The 18,141-nt window shown below is 38.9% G+C and carries 14 protein-coding genes; 4 read left to right on the top strand and 10 right to left on the bottom strand.

What is annotated here, in order from left to right:
* Positions 1-67 precede the first annotated feature (67 nt).
* From BM157_RS09980 to BM157_RS09935, 10 genes are all read right to left on the bottom strand, one after another.
* Positions 68-421, bottom strand: coding sequence for a BlaI/MecI/CopY family transcriptional regulator (locus tag BM157_RS09980; protein ID WP_022501265.1), 354 nt, complete (start codon positions 419-421; stop codon positions 68-70).
* A gap of 176 nt (positions 422-597) precedes the next feature.
* Positions 598-3,816 carry an isoleucine--tRNA ligase gene (ileS, locus tag BM157_RS09975; protein WP_090140941.1) on the bottom strand — a complete coding sequence of 1,073 codons (3,219 nt, stop codon included), beginning with the start codon at positions 3,814-3,816 and terminating at the stop codon, positions 598-600.
* A 473-nt stretch (positions 3,817-4,289) separates the two neighbouring features.
* Positions 4,290-5,645, bottom strand: a complete 1,356-nt coding sequence (locus BM157_RS09970) for a sensor domain-containing diguanylate cyclase (protein WP_090140974.1) — start codon at positions 5,643-5,645, stop codon at positions 4,290-4,292.
* 253 nt (positions 5,646-5,898) lie between these two features.
* Complete coding sequence (locus tag BM157_RS09965) at positions 5,899-6,798, bottom strand: sensor histidine kinase (RefSeq protein WP_090140940.1); 900 nt, start codon at positions 6,796-6,798, stop codon at positions 5,899-5,901.
* 3 nt (positions 6,799-6,801) lie between these two features.
* The gene (locus BM157_RS09960; RefSeq protein ID WP_242858660.1) at positions 6,802-7,731 is read right to left on the bottom strand and encodes an ABC transporter permease; all 930 of its coding nucleotides are present in this window, start codon (positions 7,729-7,731) and stop codon (positions 6,802-6,804) included.
* A 1-nt stretch (position 7,732) separates the two neighbouring features.
* Entirely contained in the window at positions 7,733-8,650 is a 918-nt protein-coding gene (locus BM157_RS09955) for an ABC transporter ATP-binding protein (RefSeq protein WP_055176780.1), read from the bottom strand.
* Between the two features lie 84 nt (positions 8,651-8,734).
* A complete protein-coding gene (locus BM157_RS09950) occupies positions 8,735-9,499 on the bottom strand; it encodes a response regulator transcription factor (protein ID WP_055306925.1) in 765 nt (254 codons plus the stop codon).
* Positions 9,500-9,816: 317 nt separating this feature from the next.
* Positions 9,817-12,111, bottom strand: a complete 2,295-nt coding sequence (locus BM157_RS09945) for a xanthine dehydrogenase family protein molybdopterin-binding subunit (RefSeq protein WP_090140938.1) — start codon at positions 12,109-12,111, stop codon at positions 9,817-9,819.
* Complete coding sequence (locus tag BM157_RS09940) at positions 12,111-12,614, bottom strand: (2Fe-2S)-binding protein (RefSeq protein ID WP_055306929.1); 504 nt, start codon at positions 12,612-12,614, stop codon at positions 12,111-12,113. Before BM157_RS09940 ends, BM157_RS09945 begins: the two co-directional genes overlap by 1 nt.
* A 104-nt stretch (positions 12,615-12,718) precedes the next feature.
* On the bottom strand, positions 12,719-13,510 hold the full coding sequence (locus BM157_RS09935; protein WP_055306930.1) for an FAD binding domain-containing protein: 792 nt from the start codon (positions 13,508-13,510) through the stop codon (positions 12,719-12,721).
* A gap of 441 nt (positions 13,511-13,951) precedes the next feature.
* On the opposite strand from BM157_RS09935, the gene BM157_RS09930 reads away from it, so the two are divergent.
* From BM157_RS09930 to BM157_RS09915, 4 genes are all read left to right on the top strand, one after another.
* The gene (locus BM157_RS09930) at positions 13,952-15,019 is read left to right on the top strand and encodes an ABC transporter substrate-binding protein (protein ID WP_090140936.1); all 1,068 of its coding nucleotides are present in this window, start codon (positions 13,952-13,954) and stop codon (positions 15,017-15,019) included.
* Positions 15,020-15,028: 9 nt separating this feature from the next.
* Positions 15,029-16,030, top strand: a complete 1,002-nt coding sequence (locus tag BM157_RS09925; protein ID WP_090140934.1) for a FecCD family ABC transporter permease — start codon at positions 15,029-15,031, stop codon at positions 16,028-16,030.
* A complete protein-coding gene (locus tag BM157_RS09920; protein ID WP_055176756.1) occupies positions 16,030-16,827 on the top strand; it encodes an ABC transporter ATP-binding protein in 798 nt (265 codons plus the stop codon). The genes BM157_RS09925 and BM157_RS09920 overlap by 1 nt, the downstream gene beginning before the upstream one ends.
* A gap of 87 nt (positions 16,828-16,914) precedes the next feature.
* The gene (locus BM157_RS09915; protein ID WP_090140932.1) at positions 16,915-18,138 is read left to right on the top strand and encodes an NTP transferase domain-containing protein; all 1,224 of its coding nucleotides are present in this window, start codon (positions 16,915-16,917) and stop codon (positions 18,136-18,138) included.
* Positions 18,139-18,141: the final 3 nt, after the last annotated feature.

Raw genomic sequence — 18,141 nt, 5'->3', positions numbered from 1 at the left:
GTATACCCCCACTCACTGATGTATACGGATTGCCCTAAGCCTTCCACTTTACACAATCCCCATTGTGTTATTTATCTAACCCAAATTGCCTTACTATCTCCTGTCTTTCCTCGTCCGTTATCCCCCTTGCACGAACAAAAGCCGCCACAAATTCCGGCAGCGAACCGTCAAATCTTGAATCTATGGTATTCACGCTCTCTATTGACTGTGCATCTTCTTTCTTAATTATAGATGTGACTATTGCATTCTCGGACTTTATTATTCCGCGGTCACTCAGTCTTTTTATAACTGTATATGTGGTTGACTTCTTCCAGTCAAGCTTTTCCCTGCATAATCTCACCAGCTCTGTGCTCTTAACCGGTTCATTCTCCCACAATATCTTACAGAAGTTATACTCACTTTCATATATTACTGGCTGCATATTAATCTGCACCTCTCTTATCTGATATTTATAGCCTTAGTCTAAGTCACTAAACCTTATTTGTCAATATATATTTTCACAAATATTTATACGTCAACCCAAAAACTGTAAATATTAAAAAATCAGGAGAAAATTCGCACAACTGTAATTTTCTCCTGATATATTAAAGTTCTATATTAGTTCTTCTCAACTGCAAGTACAACCTTCTCACCATTGATATCCCAATCCTTAGTGAAGCCTGCTGTCTTACCTGTTTCTATAGTATTTGCAAGAACAACGCTCTTGATCTGTTCTTCATTCTTCTTCATAAGGTCTGCTAACTTGTCATTACCATCTACATATACAGTAATCTTGTCCATAACCTCAAATCCAGCATCCTTACGCATAGTCTGAATCTTGCTTACGATTTCTCTTACGAAGCCTTCCTCGATAAGCTCTGGTGTAAGGTTAGTATCCATAACAACTGTAATACCCTTGTCAGAACTTGCTACAAAACCTTCCTTCTGAGTCATCTCTATAAGAACATCATCCTTCTCAAGAACGATATCTTCACCATCAGCATTGATTGTAAATGAACCCTTAGTATTAAGCTCATCCATAGTTGCATTGCCATCAAGTGTTGAAAGCGCAGTTCTTATAGCATTAAGATGCTTGCCATACTTTGGTCCAAGTGTCTTTAACTGTGGCTTGAATGAGTACGAAGTAAATGCTCTTACATCATCTGTATACTCAACTTCCTTAACATTAAGCTCATCTGCTATGATAGCTGTAAAGTATTCGTTTAACTTCCAGTCAGCCTTGATGTACAGCTTGCCGATTGGCTGTCTGTTCTTGATATTAGTTGAGTTACGGCATGCTCTTCCGATAACAACAGCATTTAATACATCTTCCATGTTATCTTCAAGTTCCTTGTCAATCCATTCTTCCTTGACTTCTGGGAAGTCGCAGAGGTGGATACTGATAGGAGCTGTCTTGTCTATACTGCATACAAGGTTTCTGTAAATGCTTTCTGTCATAAAAGGAATCATAGGTGCTGCTGTCTTGCAAAGTGTTACAAGTGTTGTGTAAAGAGTCATATAAGCATTAATCTTATCCTGCTCCATACCCTTTGCCCAGAATCTTTCACGGCATCTTCTTACATACCAGTTAGAAAGCTCATCTACAAAGTCCTCAAGTGCTCTTGCTGTTTCTGTAATCTTGTAGTTGGCAAGATTATTATCAACAGTCTTAACAAGAGTATTAAGCTTTGAAAGAATCCATTTATCCATAACAGGAAGCTTATCATACTCAAGTGTGTACTTAGTAGCATCAAAATCATCTATGTTAGCATAAAGTACAAAGAATGCATATGTGTTCCAGATAGTTCCCATAAACTTTCTCTGACCTTCTGTAACAGCCTTGTCATGGAATCTGTTAGGAAGCCAAGGTGCTGAATTCTCGTAGAAATACCAGCGGATAGCATCTGCACCGTGCTTTTGTAATGCGTCAAATGGATCTACAGCGTTACCCTTTGACTTACTCATCTTCTGTCCATCTGCATCCTGAACGTGACCAAGTACGATAACATTTTCATAAGGTGCTTTATTGAAAAGAAGTGTTGATATTGCAAGAAGTGAGTAGAACCATCCTCTTGTCTGGTCAACGGCTTCTGAAATGAACTTAGCAGGGAACTGTTGTTCAAACACTTCCTTATTCTCAAATGGATAGTGGTGCTGTGCAAATGGCATTGAACCTGAGTCGAACCAGCAGTCGATAACTTCTGGAACTCTCTTCATCTTGCCCTTACATTTAGGACAAGTACAAGTAACAGCATCAATATATGGTCTGTGAAGCTCGATATCATCTGGACAGTTATCAGAATGTTCCTTTAATTCTGCCTTGCTTCCGATAGATAACATTTCTCCACAATCATCACATACCCAGATATTAAGAGGAGTACCCCAGTATCTGTTACGTGAAATTCCCCAGTCCTGAACATTTTCAAGCCATGCACCAAAACGTCCAGTTCCAATAGTTTCCGGAATCCAGTTGATTGTCTTGTTGTTAGCTATTAAGTTAGCCTTAACTTCTGGATCACTCATCTTGATAAACCAAGACTCTCTTGCGTAGTAGATAAGTGGTGTATCACATCTCCAGCAGTATGGGTAATCGTGCTCGAACTTAGGAGCATCAAATAACTTGCCCTCTTTATCAAGGTCTTTAAGTACTTCTGGGTCTGCTTTCTTAACGAAAAGTCCTGCATATGGTGTTTCCTTTGTAAGTTCACCCTTTCCGTCAACGAACTGTACGAATGGAAGGTCATACTTACGTCCAACCTTGGCATCATCTTCACCAAATGCTGGTGCAATATGAACGATACCAGTACCATCTGACATAGTTACATAGTCATCACATGTAACAAAATGTCCCTTCTTGTGCTGCTTAGCTGCAACATCTGCCGCACACTGATATAATGGCTCATATTCTTTATATTCAAGGTCTTTACCCTTGTAAGTTTCTAATACTTCGTAGTCAACGCCAGCGCCGCTTCCAGCTTCCTTACCTTCTTCGATAACATTTCCGCCTACTGTCTGACCTGCCTTAACTGCAAGTCCACCAAGTACCTTATCAAGAAGTGCTTCTGCCATATAGTAAGTATAGCCGTCTGCTGCCTTAACTTTAACGTATGTTTCTTCTGGGTTCACGCAGAGTGCCACGTTAGATGGAAGTGTCCAAGGTGTTGTTGTCCATGCAAGGAAATATGCATCTTCGCCTACACACTTAAAACGTACTACTGCTGAACGCTCTTTAACAGCCTTATAGCCCTGTGCTACTTCGTGTGATGAAAGTGGTGTTCCACAACGTGGGCAGTAAGGAACAATCTTAAAGCCCTTGTATAAAAGACCCTTATCCCATATCTGCTTTAAAGCCCACCATTCAGACTCGATGAAGTTATCATCATATGTGATATATGGGTTATCCATATCAGCCCAGAAACCAACTGTAGATGAGAAATCCTCCCACATACCCTTGTATTTCCATACGCTTTCCTTACATTTCTTAATGAATGGCTCAAGACCATACTCTTCAATCTGTTCCTTGCCGTCAAGACCTAATTCCTTCTCAAGCTCAAGCTCAACTGGAAGTCCGTGTGTATCCCATCCGGCCTTACGTGGAACCATATAACCCTTCATTGTTCTATATCTTGGAATCATATCCTTTATAACTCTTGTAAGAACATGTCCGATATGTGGCTTACCATTAGCTGTAGGAGGTCCATCATAAAATGTATATGTCTCCCCCTTCTTGCGGTTATCAATACTCTTCTGGAATATATCATTATCCTTCCAGAACTTTTCGACCTGTTTTTCTCTGTCTACGAAATTCATATCTGATGAAACTTTCTCGTATACCATTGTGTTACTCCTTTCAAATCATTTACTTAATCGTAACGATGTCAGCTTGCTTTATTGGTGCTGTAACAAATGTCGTTACATATGCAAAAAAGCCCCTGCCGTAATACGACAGGGGCTGAATCAACTTAACCTATATCAATTACGACATACCATCATATGCGTCCCTTGTAACGGTAGGATTACCGTCCTTACTTACTTTTCGTAATATAATACTATCCTTAATGTTACCAATAATATCATACTACAAAGTTCTGCAAGGATGCTTGGAAGTGATATTCAACTATGCTCTACTCACACCGGCTTCCACCATCCCGGCTCGCTATCGCTTTCTTTCATAATCTACTGTCTTCGTCATCGCAGATAATGTGATTGTATATAATTGATCTTAAAATGTCAATAATTAAGCTGTATTATTTATTATAATTTATCACAAAATTTCCTGTTATTGTGTTATATGTATTGCTTTAGCCCTGCTATGCCCGTCCTTTTCTGCGTTCAACACCTTTTTCTTTATAATATTGTGCTTTATCAGCATACATCAGCTCCTCAGACTCACGTAATATTTCGCTAAAGCCTGTTATTACGTTCTCCCTCCAGATAACACCGGCTGCCATATTCACAGAACGCTCTTTCATTAGTTCTTTTAACTCTGTTATACGCTTTATTAATGTATTCTCGTCTATCTGTGTACAGATTACAAGGAATTCATCACCACCTATACGGAACACCCTATCTTCTCCAAACACATCCGTAAGACATGCACATGCATTTAGAATAAGTCTGTCACCAGCCTCGTGTCCCATCGTATCATTCACATACTTAAGTCCTGTAACATCACAATATACAACGCCTATACTTTGTTTTTTATCTATATTATCTACACATGCACTCATTGCAAAGCGGTTTCCTATATTAGTCAGGGCATCCTTATAGCTCATATTCTCAAGCTTTCTTATCGTATTCCTGCGCTTTATACACGATATAATAAAAGCTCCCATAATCTCAAGTATACTTAAGGCATATTTAAGTGTAAGCAGTGGCGGATTGCCTATTCCCATAAATGCAACAACATTTCCTTCGTTATATATAGGAATTGCAATTATTGAATGAACACCTTGTCTTTTTAAATTATCATATTGCAGGGGATCACTATCCTTTATTTCTTCAATATCCTGAATTACGATGTTTCCGCCTTTTTCAAAACACTTATACCAGTTAGCACATACCTCTGGCGGCAGATTCTGAAGATTATCCTTCTTCGGACTTATTCCCTCTGCCGTCCACTCATATGTATTATCATCTCTTCCATATATATTCTTTTCAAATATATAGGTTCTTTCTCCACTAAGTGCTTTACCTATATACCCAAGAAGTGTGCTTATCGTTTCATCAGGTGTATCTGCTGCAAGTGCCACTCTTAAGCCCTCATTGACAAGAGCCTCAGTTTCTCTATACTTCTGGATAAGCTTATCCTGTGCAAGCTCCTCACTTATATCTATGCCTATTTCCAGCCTGTACTTTCTGTTTCCTTCACCCTCTATCAGTGTATCCTTTATTATCATATATTTATCTAATACAGGATTATAATAACGCCATTCCTCAAAGGCTCCTGGTAAAAGTCTGCTGTTATTGCACATACCACATTTAACAGAAGCTTTTTGTAATACCTCATAACACTTCCGGCCTTTTATATCCTCTATTGATTCTAAGCCATACGCTTTCAATGCTTTATGATTCATATATACAATCTCATTGGTTTCTATATCTGTTGCATATACATATTCATTCAGATTTATAAAAAAATCCCCTATTTCTTTTATATTTTTCATACGCATGTCTCCCTTTATTATTGAATCTGTAATATTCCCCATTCATTAAACGAATCAGCATATTCTATATATAATTTCTCCGTAACAGCCCCTGTTTCTTTTACATTTATATCACTTTGTTATTTTTTTATCAATGCGTAGTATAATATTTTTATTATTTTTTCATGCATATTATACCACAATATTTGCACAGCTTTTCAGCGCACATACAAAGTTCCGTAAGGAACTTTTAAGATGAGCACTATTGTGTTCGTTATACCACAAGCGGAACTTTTATCTCAATAATAAAATCATTTCCCTGTATTCTTGCACTTATATCTCCATTCATACGCTCCACAAGCTCTTTTGCAATAGATAAACCCAGTCCGGTTGAGGCTCTGCCTCTTGCAACATCCGCTTTATAAAAACGCTCAAACACATGGCTTAAGTCAATATTTTCAGGATGTTCTGTATAATTGCTGATTTTAAGCAAGGCGTGATTATCCTCACGGGTAAGCTTGATACTTATATTCTTTTCCCCATGATCAAGACCATTTTTTATGACATTCTGTATAACTCTCCTTAAGCCCTGCTTATTACCTGATATATACAGCATTTCCTCAGTAATACTAATATCCGGGCAGATGCCCTGCTTCTTCCATTCATCATAATAAGAAAAGACAGTTTCTTTTAATATTCTGTTCATACAACAATCCGTAAGCTCCAGCTTATACGAATCATTTTTCAGCTTAGTGAATGTAAAAAGTTCCTCCAGCATTTCATTGAGGCTGTTAAGCCTTTCTCTGATTATATCAAGATATCTCCTCTGGTCATCTATATTGTCACATTCCTCTATAAGCTGGAAATACCCATCCAGCGATGTAAGCGGTGTCCTTATATCGTGTGAAAGATTAGTATATGTATCTGCAATCAGCTCTTCTTTTTTTCTGTACTCGTTTCTTTCTTTTTTACGCAGGTCAAGCAGTTCATTCAATTTATCTGAAAGCTCACCTATTCCCCCCATATCTATTTCGCGTTGAATCAGCTTGTTACTATCGTGTTCCATAAGAAACGACAACTGGCGGCAGATGTCCTTAATCTGCCGCTGGTATTTCCACATAATAAATGCCTGTATAATAATTATTACTGCTAATATTCCAATAATAATCCTCATTCTCTAAATATCCCTTTTCTGAAAAATATAACTGCTTAATGACAGCATTATAACAATAAATGTGGCTGCCACACACATTGAACTAATAACATCGTCCCTGCCTGCATTCATAGGAAGCATTGCCATCCTTCCAGTTACTGTATACTTATATATATTGAAGTTATGAAGTCCCACTCTATTGCCCACATAATCTATAAGGGCATACACAATGCTCATTATATTCATGGTAAGACATACCGATAAGGTCATGCTTATAACATTATTCTTAATTATAACTGCTATCGCCATACATATTAACACAAACGCATAATGAAGCATAAGTTCTGTTAAGAAATAAGGTATAATCTCTTTCCAGTTACCCCACACCACACATTTAAACGCAAGCATATTCGCTGCTGCCTGGAATACAAATATCCCTGCAAATGTAATTGCTGTAAATAAAGCAAGCGCAACTGCCCTTGAAACAATAAGCATCCCCCTTTGTGAAACCTGTCCACCAATATTCTTAATATAACCGCTCTTAATATCTGCTGTTGCAAACATAACCGCAAATATTACAAGAAAAAGTGCATAAAACTTTCCCTGTGCATTAGAAAAGAAAACATCCATTACCGTAACCTTCTTCCCTGGCTCCGTAGGTAATTCCACACTCATACCAATATTGACATTATCTGTATTCTGCTGCGAAAGCTGTTCCTTGTTGCTGTTATCTGCCTGTTGTTCCTCTATGTCTTGTGCATTTACCACATCAACTGTCTGACCATCAGTATCTGCCTGACTTTCCACTGCCTGCTGCCTCTCCCACTCTTTATTAACTGCATCATAATCTATTTTTGAAAGAAATGAGGTAAGCAGTGCTGATGCCAGCAATATAATCCATATTACATACATACTCTTTGTACGAAACATTCTGTATACATCCATCTTTATCATATTAAGCACGATTGTCACCCCCTGTAAGCCTTAAGAAATAATTCTCAAGCTCTTCACTTGTAATAGATATTCCCTTAACTGGAATCCCTGCCTTTGCAAGCTCCATATTCAGGCTGGCACTTTCTCCCAGTCTTTCAAATATATGAATATGTTCTTTATCTATAACCTGATAGCTGCTAAAGCCCATATCATCAAGCACAGGAACAGCCTGCTTAGGATTATCAAGCGTAAGCTCTATGCGCTCACTGCATTTTTTCATAAGTTCTTCTCTTGTAAGCTCCTGCACAAGGCATCCATTATGAATAATGCCATAATCTGTAGCAATCTTTGATAATTCCTCCAGAATATGACTTGAAATACATATTGTCATGCCACGCTCCTTTGCAAGCTTCTGGATGGTTTCACGCACCTCCACAATTCCCTGTGGATCAAGTCCGTTAATCGGCTCATCAAGAATAAGCAGGTCAGGCTCACCTACAAGTGCAAGAGCAATTCCTAAGCGCTGCTTCATTCCAAGCGAATAATGCTTTGTTTTCTTTTCTCCAACAGTATCAAGACCCACTGTTTTTAACAGTTCTTCTATATATCCTTTTTTCTTAATCCCTGTAAGCTTACATTTAATGTTCAGATTGTCATATGCCGACATATTGCCATAAAGTCCGGGAGCTTCTATAAGACACCCTACTCTTGAACGTACCTTTTGTAAGTCCTTTCCTTTATACCCAAACATTTCTATTTCGCCATAAGACGGTGTTGACAGTCCGCTAATCATCTTAAGACAGGTCGTTTTACCGGCTCCGTTTCTTCCAATAAAGCCATATATCGCACCCTTTTTAATGTGCATATTTACATCATCAACTGCCCTGTGTCTGCCATACTGCTTAGTCAGATTCCTTGTCTGCAATAATAATTCGCTCAAAGCTTTTTCCTCCTTTTCCTAATTGCTCTTATCATAAAAAATAAATCCTAATCAATCGCAAATAAATAGTAAAAAAAGAGTAAATTATTCATGCAGGCGATATCCAATCCCCCAGATTGTTTCTATATATTCATCAGATGTAACGGTCTTTATTTTCTTCCTGATATTGCTTATATGCACATCAAGAGTCTTTGTTTCACCCATATATGGCTCATCCCACGCATATTCGAATATATCCTCCTTGCTAAACACCTGCTTCGGGTTTTTAAGCAATAATTCCAGTATTGCGAATTCCTGTTTTGTAATCTTAGGAAGCACCCTGCCACCGATACTTACCTCAAAGGTAGAGCGTGTAAGCACCATATCTCTGAACTCAAGCCTTCCGCTGCCTTGTCCTTTTTGTATACCAGCCTTTGTTTTTACTTCTGTTTCTGCCTCTGCTTCTACCTTCGTTTCCGCCTCTGCTTCACCTTTTGTTTCCACCTCTATATGACGAAGCTGCACCTGAATACGTGCCAGTACCTCTCTAATCTCAAAGGGCTTTGTTATATAATCATCTGCTCCGTCCGTCAGCACTCCGATTTTATCATCTATACTATCCTTTGCAGTCAGCACAATCACCGGAAGCCTTCCATGTTTTCTTATTTCTTTTAAAACCTCTTCACCACTTGCACCAGGCAGCATTAAGTCAAGCAGTACAAGCGTATAAGCCTTTTCTTTTATATTAAGAAGCAGCTTTGCTTCTGTTCCTGAAAATGCCTGTTCACACGTATAACCAGCCTTCATAAGCACCTCACAAAGAAGGTTATTAATATTTATATCATCTTCTACAATTAATATATTAGGCATAATTTTTACTCCTGTATTTTATAATGTAAAATAGTCATCTACTTTATGAGAAATGGCATTAAATAAAACAGTTTTATTAATCCGTGCTTTCCTGCCCCTTATCTCTCATTTTGTCCTTTTCTTCAAAACTATTTTTGCTCATTTTGTCCGTTTCTTCAAGATTATTTTTGTTTATTTTGACCGTTTCTTCAAAACAATTTTCGAACAATTTGTCCGTTTCTTCAAGATTTTACTTTATTTATAAACAAAAAAACAGCACGACTATTCCCTTTATCCAGAAATAAATCGTGCCATCTTATCTTATCTGTATTATAATCCTAATTATTCTCTTCTCTCGCCATCGCAATCTGCTCCGGTGTTATAGGCAGCTCATAGAACCGCTTTCCTGCTGCGTGGCTTAGTGCATCTGTCACAGCCGGAAGTGGTGTATTTATTACAACCTCTCCTATTGACTTAGCACCAAATGGTCCCGCATTCTCAAAGCTGCTTTCAAACTCAACATTAATATGTCCAATATCCATTCTTGATGGTATCTTATATTGCAGGAATGAGTTCTCATAAAGCTTTCCCTTATCAGAATATGTGATATTTTCAGACATTGCCATACCAATTCCCTGAAGTATTCCGCCTTCTGCCTGAACCCTTGCAAGATTAGGATTAACCGGTGTTCCACAGTCAACGCATGCATCATATTCTACAACCCTGCTTTCGCCTGTAACAAGGTCAACTTCAACCTCAGCTGCACCTACCATAAATGGTGGTGGTGAAATAGGTGATGTATGTGTATTAGTAACAGAAAGTGCCATATCATTGCCGCACATTGAAGCTGTTGCGATATCGCAAAGACTTACTGATGCACCATTGTGCTCTCCTGCCTCACATATTACACAGCTTCCGTCAAATGTAACCTCACTCTTATCACAGCCTATAAGCTTAGCTCCAAGCTTTTCGATTCTGCTTCTTAGCTCTAAGGCACAGTTCTCAACTGCCTTTCCAGTAACATATGTTGTACTTGATGCATATGAGCCTGAATCATAAGGTGATATATCAGTATCAGCACCGAATACACTTATGTCATCAGTACTGCACTCAAGCACCTCCGCAGCAATCTGTGCAAGTATTGTATCACAGCCTGTTCCCATATCAGCAGCACCGATATTCATTGTATACACGCCCTCATCATTAAGCTTAAGTGTGGCACTTCCCACATCCACACCTGATATACCAGAGCCCTGCATAGCCATGCCCATTCCGACAAAACGTGCCTTCGTATCAGATATCTTTCTCATAGGATACTTCTCATCCCATTTAATCATCTCTTTAACCTTTTCTAAGCATCTGTCAAGTGCACAGCTTGTATTGACCTGACCATAGTAAGCAGGCATTACATCGCCCTCCTTAACTATGTTTTTAAATCTTATTTCAAAAGGATCCATATGCAGCTTATCAGCAAGCTCATTTACAGCAGATTCAACCGCAAAAAGTCCCTGTGTGGCACCATAGCCTCTGTATGCCCCTGCTGACATAACATTCGTGTATACAACATCACTTACAAAGCGGAATGCCTCCGCCTTTCCATATAACGGTATTGACTTGTGTCCTGAAAGACCTACTGTCGTTGGTCCATGCTCCCCATAAGCTCCTGTGTTAGACAGAGTATATAAATCTATTCCTTTTACGATACCATCCTTAGTTGCACCGAGCCTTACATGCATCTGCATCTCATGTCTTGGAGATGAAGCTGATAATGACTCTTCCCTTGAGAATATAATCATAGCTGGCTTCTTAGTCTTCCATGTGACAAATGCCGGATATATTTCTGAAACTGAGGTCTGCTTTGCGCCAAAACCACCACCTATTCTAGGCTTTGTAACACGTATCTTTGATGGAGATATTCCAAGTGCGTGTGATATGATTCTTCTGCAGTGAAATACTATCTGTGTAGAACTTACAACATGAAGTCTTCCATAGGTATCGATTGTACAGAATGTCCTGAAGGTCTCCATCATGCTCTGCTGGCACGCCTTTGTGTGATATGTCCTGTCAATTACAACATCACAACTCTCAAGCACCTTATCTATATCACCATTACTGCACTCATCATGTGCACATAGATTTCTTTTATTATCAGCTCCGACAGGACACATTGCTTCCCAGTTATCCTCCGGATGAACAAGTATCTCATTATCCTTTGCCTTTGTAAAGTCAAGCACTGGCTCAAGTACCTCATACTCTGCCTTAATAAGCTTCATTGCCTTATCAACACAGCGCTCATCCACTCCCGCAACAATCGCAACCGGATCACCTATGAATCTTACATGTTTATCAAGAATAAGCCTGTCATAAGGACTTGGCTCAGGATACGTCTGACCGGCACAGGTAAAACGCTTCATATTCTGGTCAACATCCTTATATGTATATATTGCCTCTATTCCGGGTACCTTCATTGCAATATCTGTATTAATGCTCTTAACATATGCGTTGGCATATGGTGAACGCAGAAGCTTTACAACAAGACAATCCTTTGGTGCAATATCATCTGTATATACTGGCTTTCCAAGAAGCAGCTCCATTGCATCCTTTTTTCTTACCGCTTTATTAACCGACTTCATTACTTCACCTCCTCTGCTATATTTTCTTTATTTTCCACACTGGCTTCCTTAGCCTTTTTTACCCTGAGGTAATCCAGAATTCCTCTTAACTGGCCTTCATACCCTGAACATCTGCACAGATTTCCTGAAAGAAACTCCTTTATCTCATCTTCATCAGGATAAGGATTCTCCCTAAAGAGTGCAATAGCATTCATAACAAAGCCCGGATTACAGAAGCCACACTGCTCTGCCCCCTGGTCAGCTATAAATGTAACGAATTCTGCGGCCTCCTCCTGTAAACCTTCAAGCGTTGTAACGCTGCATTTATCTGCTCTTACAGCAAGAACCGAACATGAAAGCACTGGTTTATCGTTAAGAAATACCGTACACAGTCCGCAGTTAGAAGTCTCACAGCCACATTTTACACTATAACAGCCATGCTCCCTCACGAAATCATAAAGAGTCATATCGCAGGCCACATCTGCTTTGACCGACTTTCCATTTAACTTAATATCTACTAACATATATTCTCCAATCCATACACTAATAAATCGATATATAAACAAATCTATATATTAACATTTATATATAAATAATACATCAGCTATTAATAATCAATAACTAATTATTAATAATTTACAGCCCTTAATGCTCTCTTGGTAAGCTCTTGTGCCAGATGGCTTCTGTATTCAGCACTTCCACGCATATTACTCTCTGTAGAAACATTTTCCCTTACATATCTGGCGAAGCTCTCTATAGTCTCATCATTTACTACGCCCTTAAGAATACCTTCCTTATCTTCTACAACAACAGCTCTTCCCGGTCTTGCACCTATGCATATATTATATTCACCCGAACCGCTAAAGCCCACGCCAGCACAGGTAAGAACCGGAAGGTCTGTTTCTGTTATTCTTACTGCCTCATAAAACATCTTGACTGGCTTTTTCTTAACTATAATGCTTACAATAATATCCCTGTCATAGCTTTTTGCCGCATACTCCTTTAGGGAAACTATTCCACCCTTATATAATTCAACGTATGAATCAAGTCCAATTAATAATGTAAGAACATCAGAAAATCCATATCTTCCATATATGCTTCCACCAACTGTTGCAAGATTTCTAAACTGCACGCCAACAATATGCCTTAGTGCTTCCTTAGCGCAGCCATTCGTATACTCATTAAACCCCTTATGGTTTTCCAACTGTCTTAGTGATGTCATGCATCCAATCTTAAATTCTTCATCTGCCTCTTCAATCTTATCAAGTCCCAGTCCTGACATGTCAATCGCGGTATTGATTCTGTTATCACCCATACGCATCCACATCATGCCGCCGACAATTCTGTTAGCCTTCTTCTGGTTAAGCTCGTAGGCCTCTTCAATACTTTCTACTCTCTTATAATTCTGTATATTAAGCATAAAAACTCCTCATTTTGATCATACTTATGCCAGAAATAAAAGTCCTGCTGTGCAGCTCAAACAACATTTAACCTCTTTTCTGACCGCTTCTTAATTACATCATAATGATGTCGGGGTCAAAAGCCCCCGACTTTGATACCTACGAATTGTTCCGTGCTACGCACTCCCACAATTCTCCCCAATATTCGCATATCGTGGGATTACCATCCCACTTTTATGCTCATATCGGGGCGGGTCCCAAAGTCTTTCACCCACCTATGAGCAAGCTCATGTGGGTTTAGACCTTTTGCCCCTGGTATCATCATAATATAACTATACTGACTTGTAAAAGCCTTGTCAATCTGATAAAATTCATTCGCGCACTTCTTTTAACTGTTGCTGTCAGATATATTCTGGCCAACATAAAAAATGTGTAAAAATAAAGTAGAAATGAGGATAAATATGAAGAATTTTAAAAGATTAACTGCTTTAGTCCTTGCAGTGCTCATGCTTATATCAACTGTAGCATGTGGCAGTTCTGCTGCAAACGACAGTACTACACAGGCTGCTTCAACATCAGCCTTTGATGTCATGTCACAATTCAACGAGGTAAGCACAAGCTACCCTCTTACTGTTACCGACCAGGCAGGACGAACAGTAACTTTTGAAAAAGCACCTGAAAAGATTGCTTCATCTTACTATATCTCTACAAGTCTTCTCCTTGCACTTGGATTAAAGGATAAGCTTGTGGGAATCGAAGCTAAGGCTAATACACGAAACATCTATAAGCTTGCAGCTCCATCCATCGTAAGTCTCCCTAATATGGGAACAGCTAAGGAATTCAACACAGAAGCCTGTGTTGCAGCAGCACCTGATGTTGTATTCCTTCCTATGAAGTTAAAAAAAGCTGCAGATACACTTGAAGGTCTTGGTATCAAGGCTGTTGTTGTTAATCCTGAGGATGCAACGCTCCTTAAGGAATGTATAACACTTGTTGGTAAAATAACTAACACAATCGGACGCTCTGATGCACTTAACAATTCTATCGATACATTTTTAGCTGATAATAAAGCTAAGCTTGCAGGTGAGAACACTCCTTTAGTATATCTTGCAGGTAACAGCTCTGTTCTTTCAACAGCAGGAAGCAAGATGTATCAGAACACATTACTTACCAATGCAGGCGGAAAGAATGCAGCCTCTGAGCTCACAGATACTTACTGGGCAAATGTTTCATATGAACAGCTTCTTGCCTGGAACCCTGATTATATTATAATAGCTGCTGATGCAACCTACTCAATAGATGACGTTTTAAATGATGCTAATCTTGCAAACTGCAATGCTGTTAAGAATAAAAAGGTTGTAAAGCTTCCTGGTGATATAGAAGCCTGGGATTCACCTGTACCAGCAAGCTTCTTAGGAAGCATATATATTGCCTCTGTTCTTCATCCAGAAAAGGTTACTAAGGATTTCTATGAAGAATGTGTAACTAAATTCTATGAAAGCTTTTATGGATTCACACCTGCTAAATAAGGATGATTTATGTTCAAAAATACTTCTAATTACCGGAACAAAATTATACTTTTATCAGTCATACAGGTACTGCTTCTTATAGTAGTACTTGTATGGTCTGTCATTACCGGACAGTATCCACTCACATTAAAGAGCTTACTGTCTGGTGATACTATGTCTATTATGGTCTTTAAAAGGCTCAGGCTTCCCCGCGCCCTTATGGGTGTTATAGGTGGTTTTGGGCTTTCAATATCAGGTTATATATATCAGCTTATATTTAAAAACCCTCTGGCATCTCCCGATATCGTTGGCGTTTCCTCCGGTGCAAGTGCCGGTGCTGCTCTTGCAATAGTCGCAGTTTCTGCTTCTGTTCCAGTCATCTCCATATCTGCTTTTATCGGAGCTGTTACAGCACTCATAATAACTCTGCTTACGGCTTATCTTGTCCCTGGCAGAAACAGTTATACTATCGTGCTTGCCGGTATAGCTATTCATTCTGTGGCACAGACTATACTTATGTTTCTAAAGCTTGCTGCAGATCCTGAAAAACAACTTGCTTCAATCGAATACTGGATTATGGGAAGCCTTAATGGTATTTCAAGAGACAGCCTTGCTATTCCATTTCTCACGACACTTACCGGCTTTATTATAATGGCTTTGTTATACAGACAGATTCTCATTCTCTCTACAAGTGAAGAGGAAGCTGTATCACTAGGTGTACATGTAACAAGTCTGCGTTTTATCATATTAATGCTTGCTACATTAGTAGTATCATCAATAATATGTGTTACGGGGCTTATAAGCTTTATCGGACTTATCGCACCTCATATTGCCAGACTTCTTACAAAGCGTAATGACATATTTACATACATAACAAGTGGCTTCACAGGAGCTATTTTACTGACACTTGCTGATATACTGGCAAGAAGTGTATCCCCATCAGAGCTGCCAGTCAGTATATTTACCTCACTTCTTGGTGCTCCACTGCTTATCATTCTGCTTATCAGAGCTAATAAAAAGGAGGCGTTATGATGTCCGATTTATTCAATAATACATTTTCCGCAGACGGAATATCAGTATATTACGGCAGCACCTGTGCGGTTGATAACGTAAGCTTTGACCTTATGCCTGGACAGCTTAATGCTGTTATTGGCAATAACGGCTGTGGTAAAACCTCTCTTATTAAGGCCATCATGGGACTTATAAAACACAACGGAAAATGTCAGCTTAATGAACACTTACTTGAAAACCTCTCTGTTAAAAAAAAGGCACAGCTCATAAGCTACATTCCCCAAAGAAACAATCTTACTATAAGCATGACCGTCAGGGATGTATGTCTGCTTGGCTTCAATCCTCATATGCACATACTTGGAGGCTACACCACAGATATGCTCAGGCGTGTGGATAAAGCTATTGATATGGTTGGACTTAAGGGTTTATACGAATCAGACTTCTTAGCTTTAAGCGAAGGGCAGAAGCAGTTATGTATTCTGGCACGCACCATAATAGAGGCTTCCCCACTGCTTCTTCTCGATGAACCGGATAGTGCACTTGATTTTTCTAACCGTCATCTTCTTATGCAGCACATAAGAAGTATTGTATCCGATGGCAGATGCGCCCTAATGTGTATTCACAGCCCTGAGCTTGCTTTAGAATACTGCGATAATATACTTCTTATGAAGTCTGGGACAATCCTTAGCACCATTAATACACATACAGACTCTCTTGATATTATTAATGAAAAGATGTCTCTTATATATGATAATATTAATGTCATTGAATGTACTGACATTAACCATAAAACCCACCGCGTAGTTGTGGCATTATAGCCTATACCTATACTGCGTATATATGTCTATTTACACTAGACACGCCTACGTTATAAAAGCATTTACTGAAATGAGGTGACTTAATCTATGGATAATTGTTATTTAGACGCTCTGGCTGTAATTACTTTTTTTAAAATGTCCCATAAAAAGCACTTGTTTATTACGGGAGAGCGGGGAAGTGGTAAATCATATCTGTTAAACAGCATTTTAAACCAGATTGAAGAAACTATGGATATGTCTGATTTTTTCAATTATCTGCTAAGCCGCAGAACAGACACACCAGAAGTTGTTATTAAATCTAATCTTATAGATGATGGAAAAGAATATGTGATTGGCAGACCACGTACACTCACTCCTGTTTCCCCTAAAAAAGGCAACAACATGACCTCCGTAGAGGATGGCTTTATTAACTGCGCCTGCCCTGCCATTAAGAAGCATCTTATGACCTCTGCTGATAGTGTATTTGTTATTGACGAGCTTGGTTATCTGGAAAGCTCCTGTATCCCTTTTCAGGAGAACATTAAAAATCTTCTTGATAACTCACGCGTATTAGCTGTCATCAGAAAACAATCCACGGAATTTCTTGATAGTATTAAAAGCAGATCTGATGTACTTTTAATCGATATTGATAACACCTTCAGCTCTATTTCGTGCATTATTATGGCATCCGGTATGTCAAAAAGATTCGGTACCAACAAGCTTTTAGCCTCCTTCAACAACAACACTCTCTTTGAAAATGCGATAAATATAAGCCGTTTCGTAGACTTTTGTGAAACTCTTGCTGTAACCCGGCATGATGAGCTTGTACAGATATGTGAACAGGAACATATACATTGCATAAAACACAATATGCCTTACAGAAATGATATGGTACGTCTTGGTGTTTCACGTATTCTAAAGGAAACTAACAGACACAAAAGCTGCTGCACCCAAGGGATATTATTTCTTCCATCAGACCAGCCGCTTATCACTAAGACAAGCCTTCAGCTGCTGTGCCTTTTATTTATTTACTACAACAGCAGTTATTTTGTTTGTAACAGCACAGATAAATCCAGCAATGCCAATAATAATTATTTCAATAATAATAGTAAGATATGCCGTCTTGCTTTTAATGGAACTCCTGGTTCTCCTGTAATATTCCCAGCCAGATATTATGATGAACTGATGAATCTTCCACAAGGCAAGGGTGGCGGTTTTATTGCAAAAAAATATCCTGCACAGGTTGTTTTAGTTCCTGCACAGGATGAATATGAATTATATGATATTGATACTCCTGATGGCCTTATTCGTCTTTCCCGGTATCTTCGCTAATTG

The sequence above is a fragment of the [Lactobacillus] rogosae genome (assembly GCA_900112995.1).
GTDB lineage: Bacteria > Bacillota > Clostridia > Lachnospirales > Lachnospiraceae > Lachnospira > Lachnospira rogosae.
The sequence above is the reverse complement of the archived record's forward strand: the minus strand, read 5'-3'. Positions and strand labels throughout refer to the sequence as shown.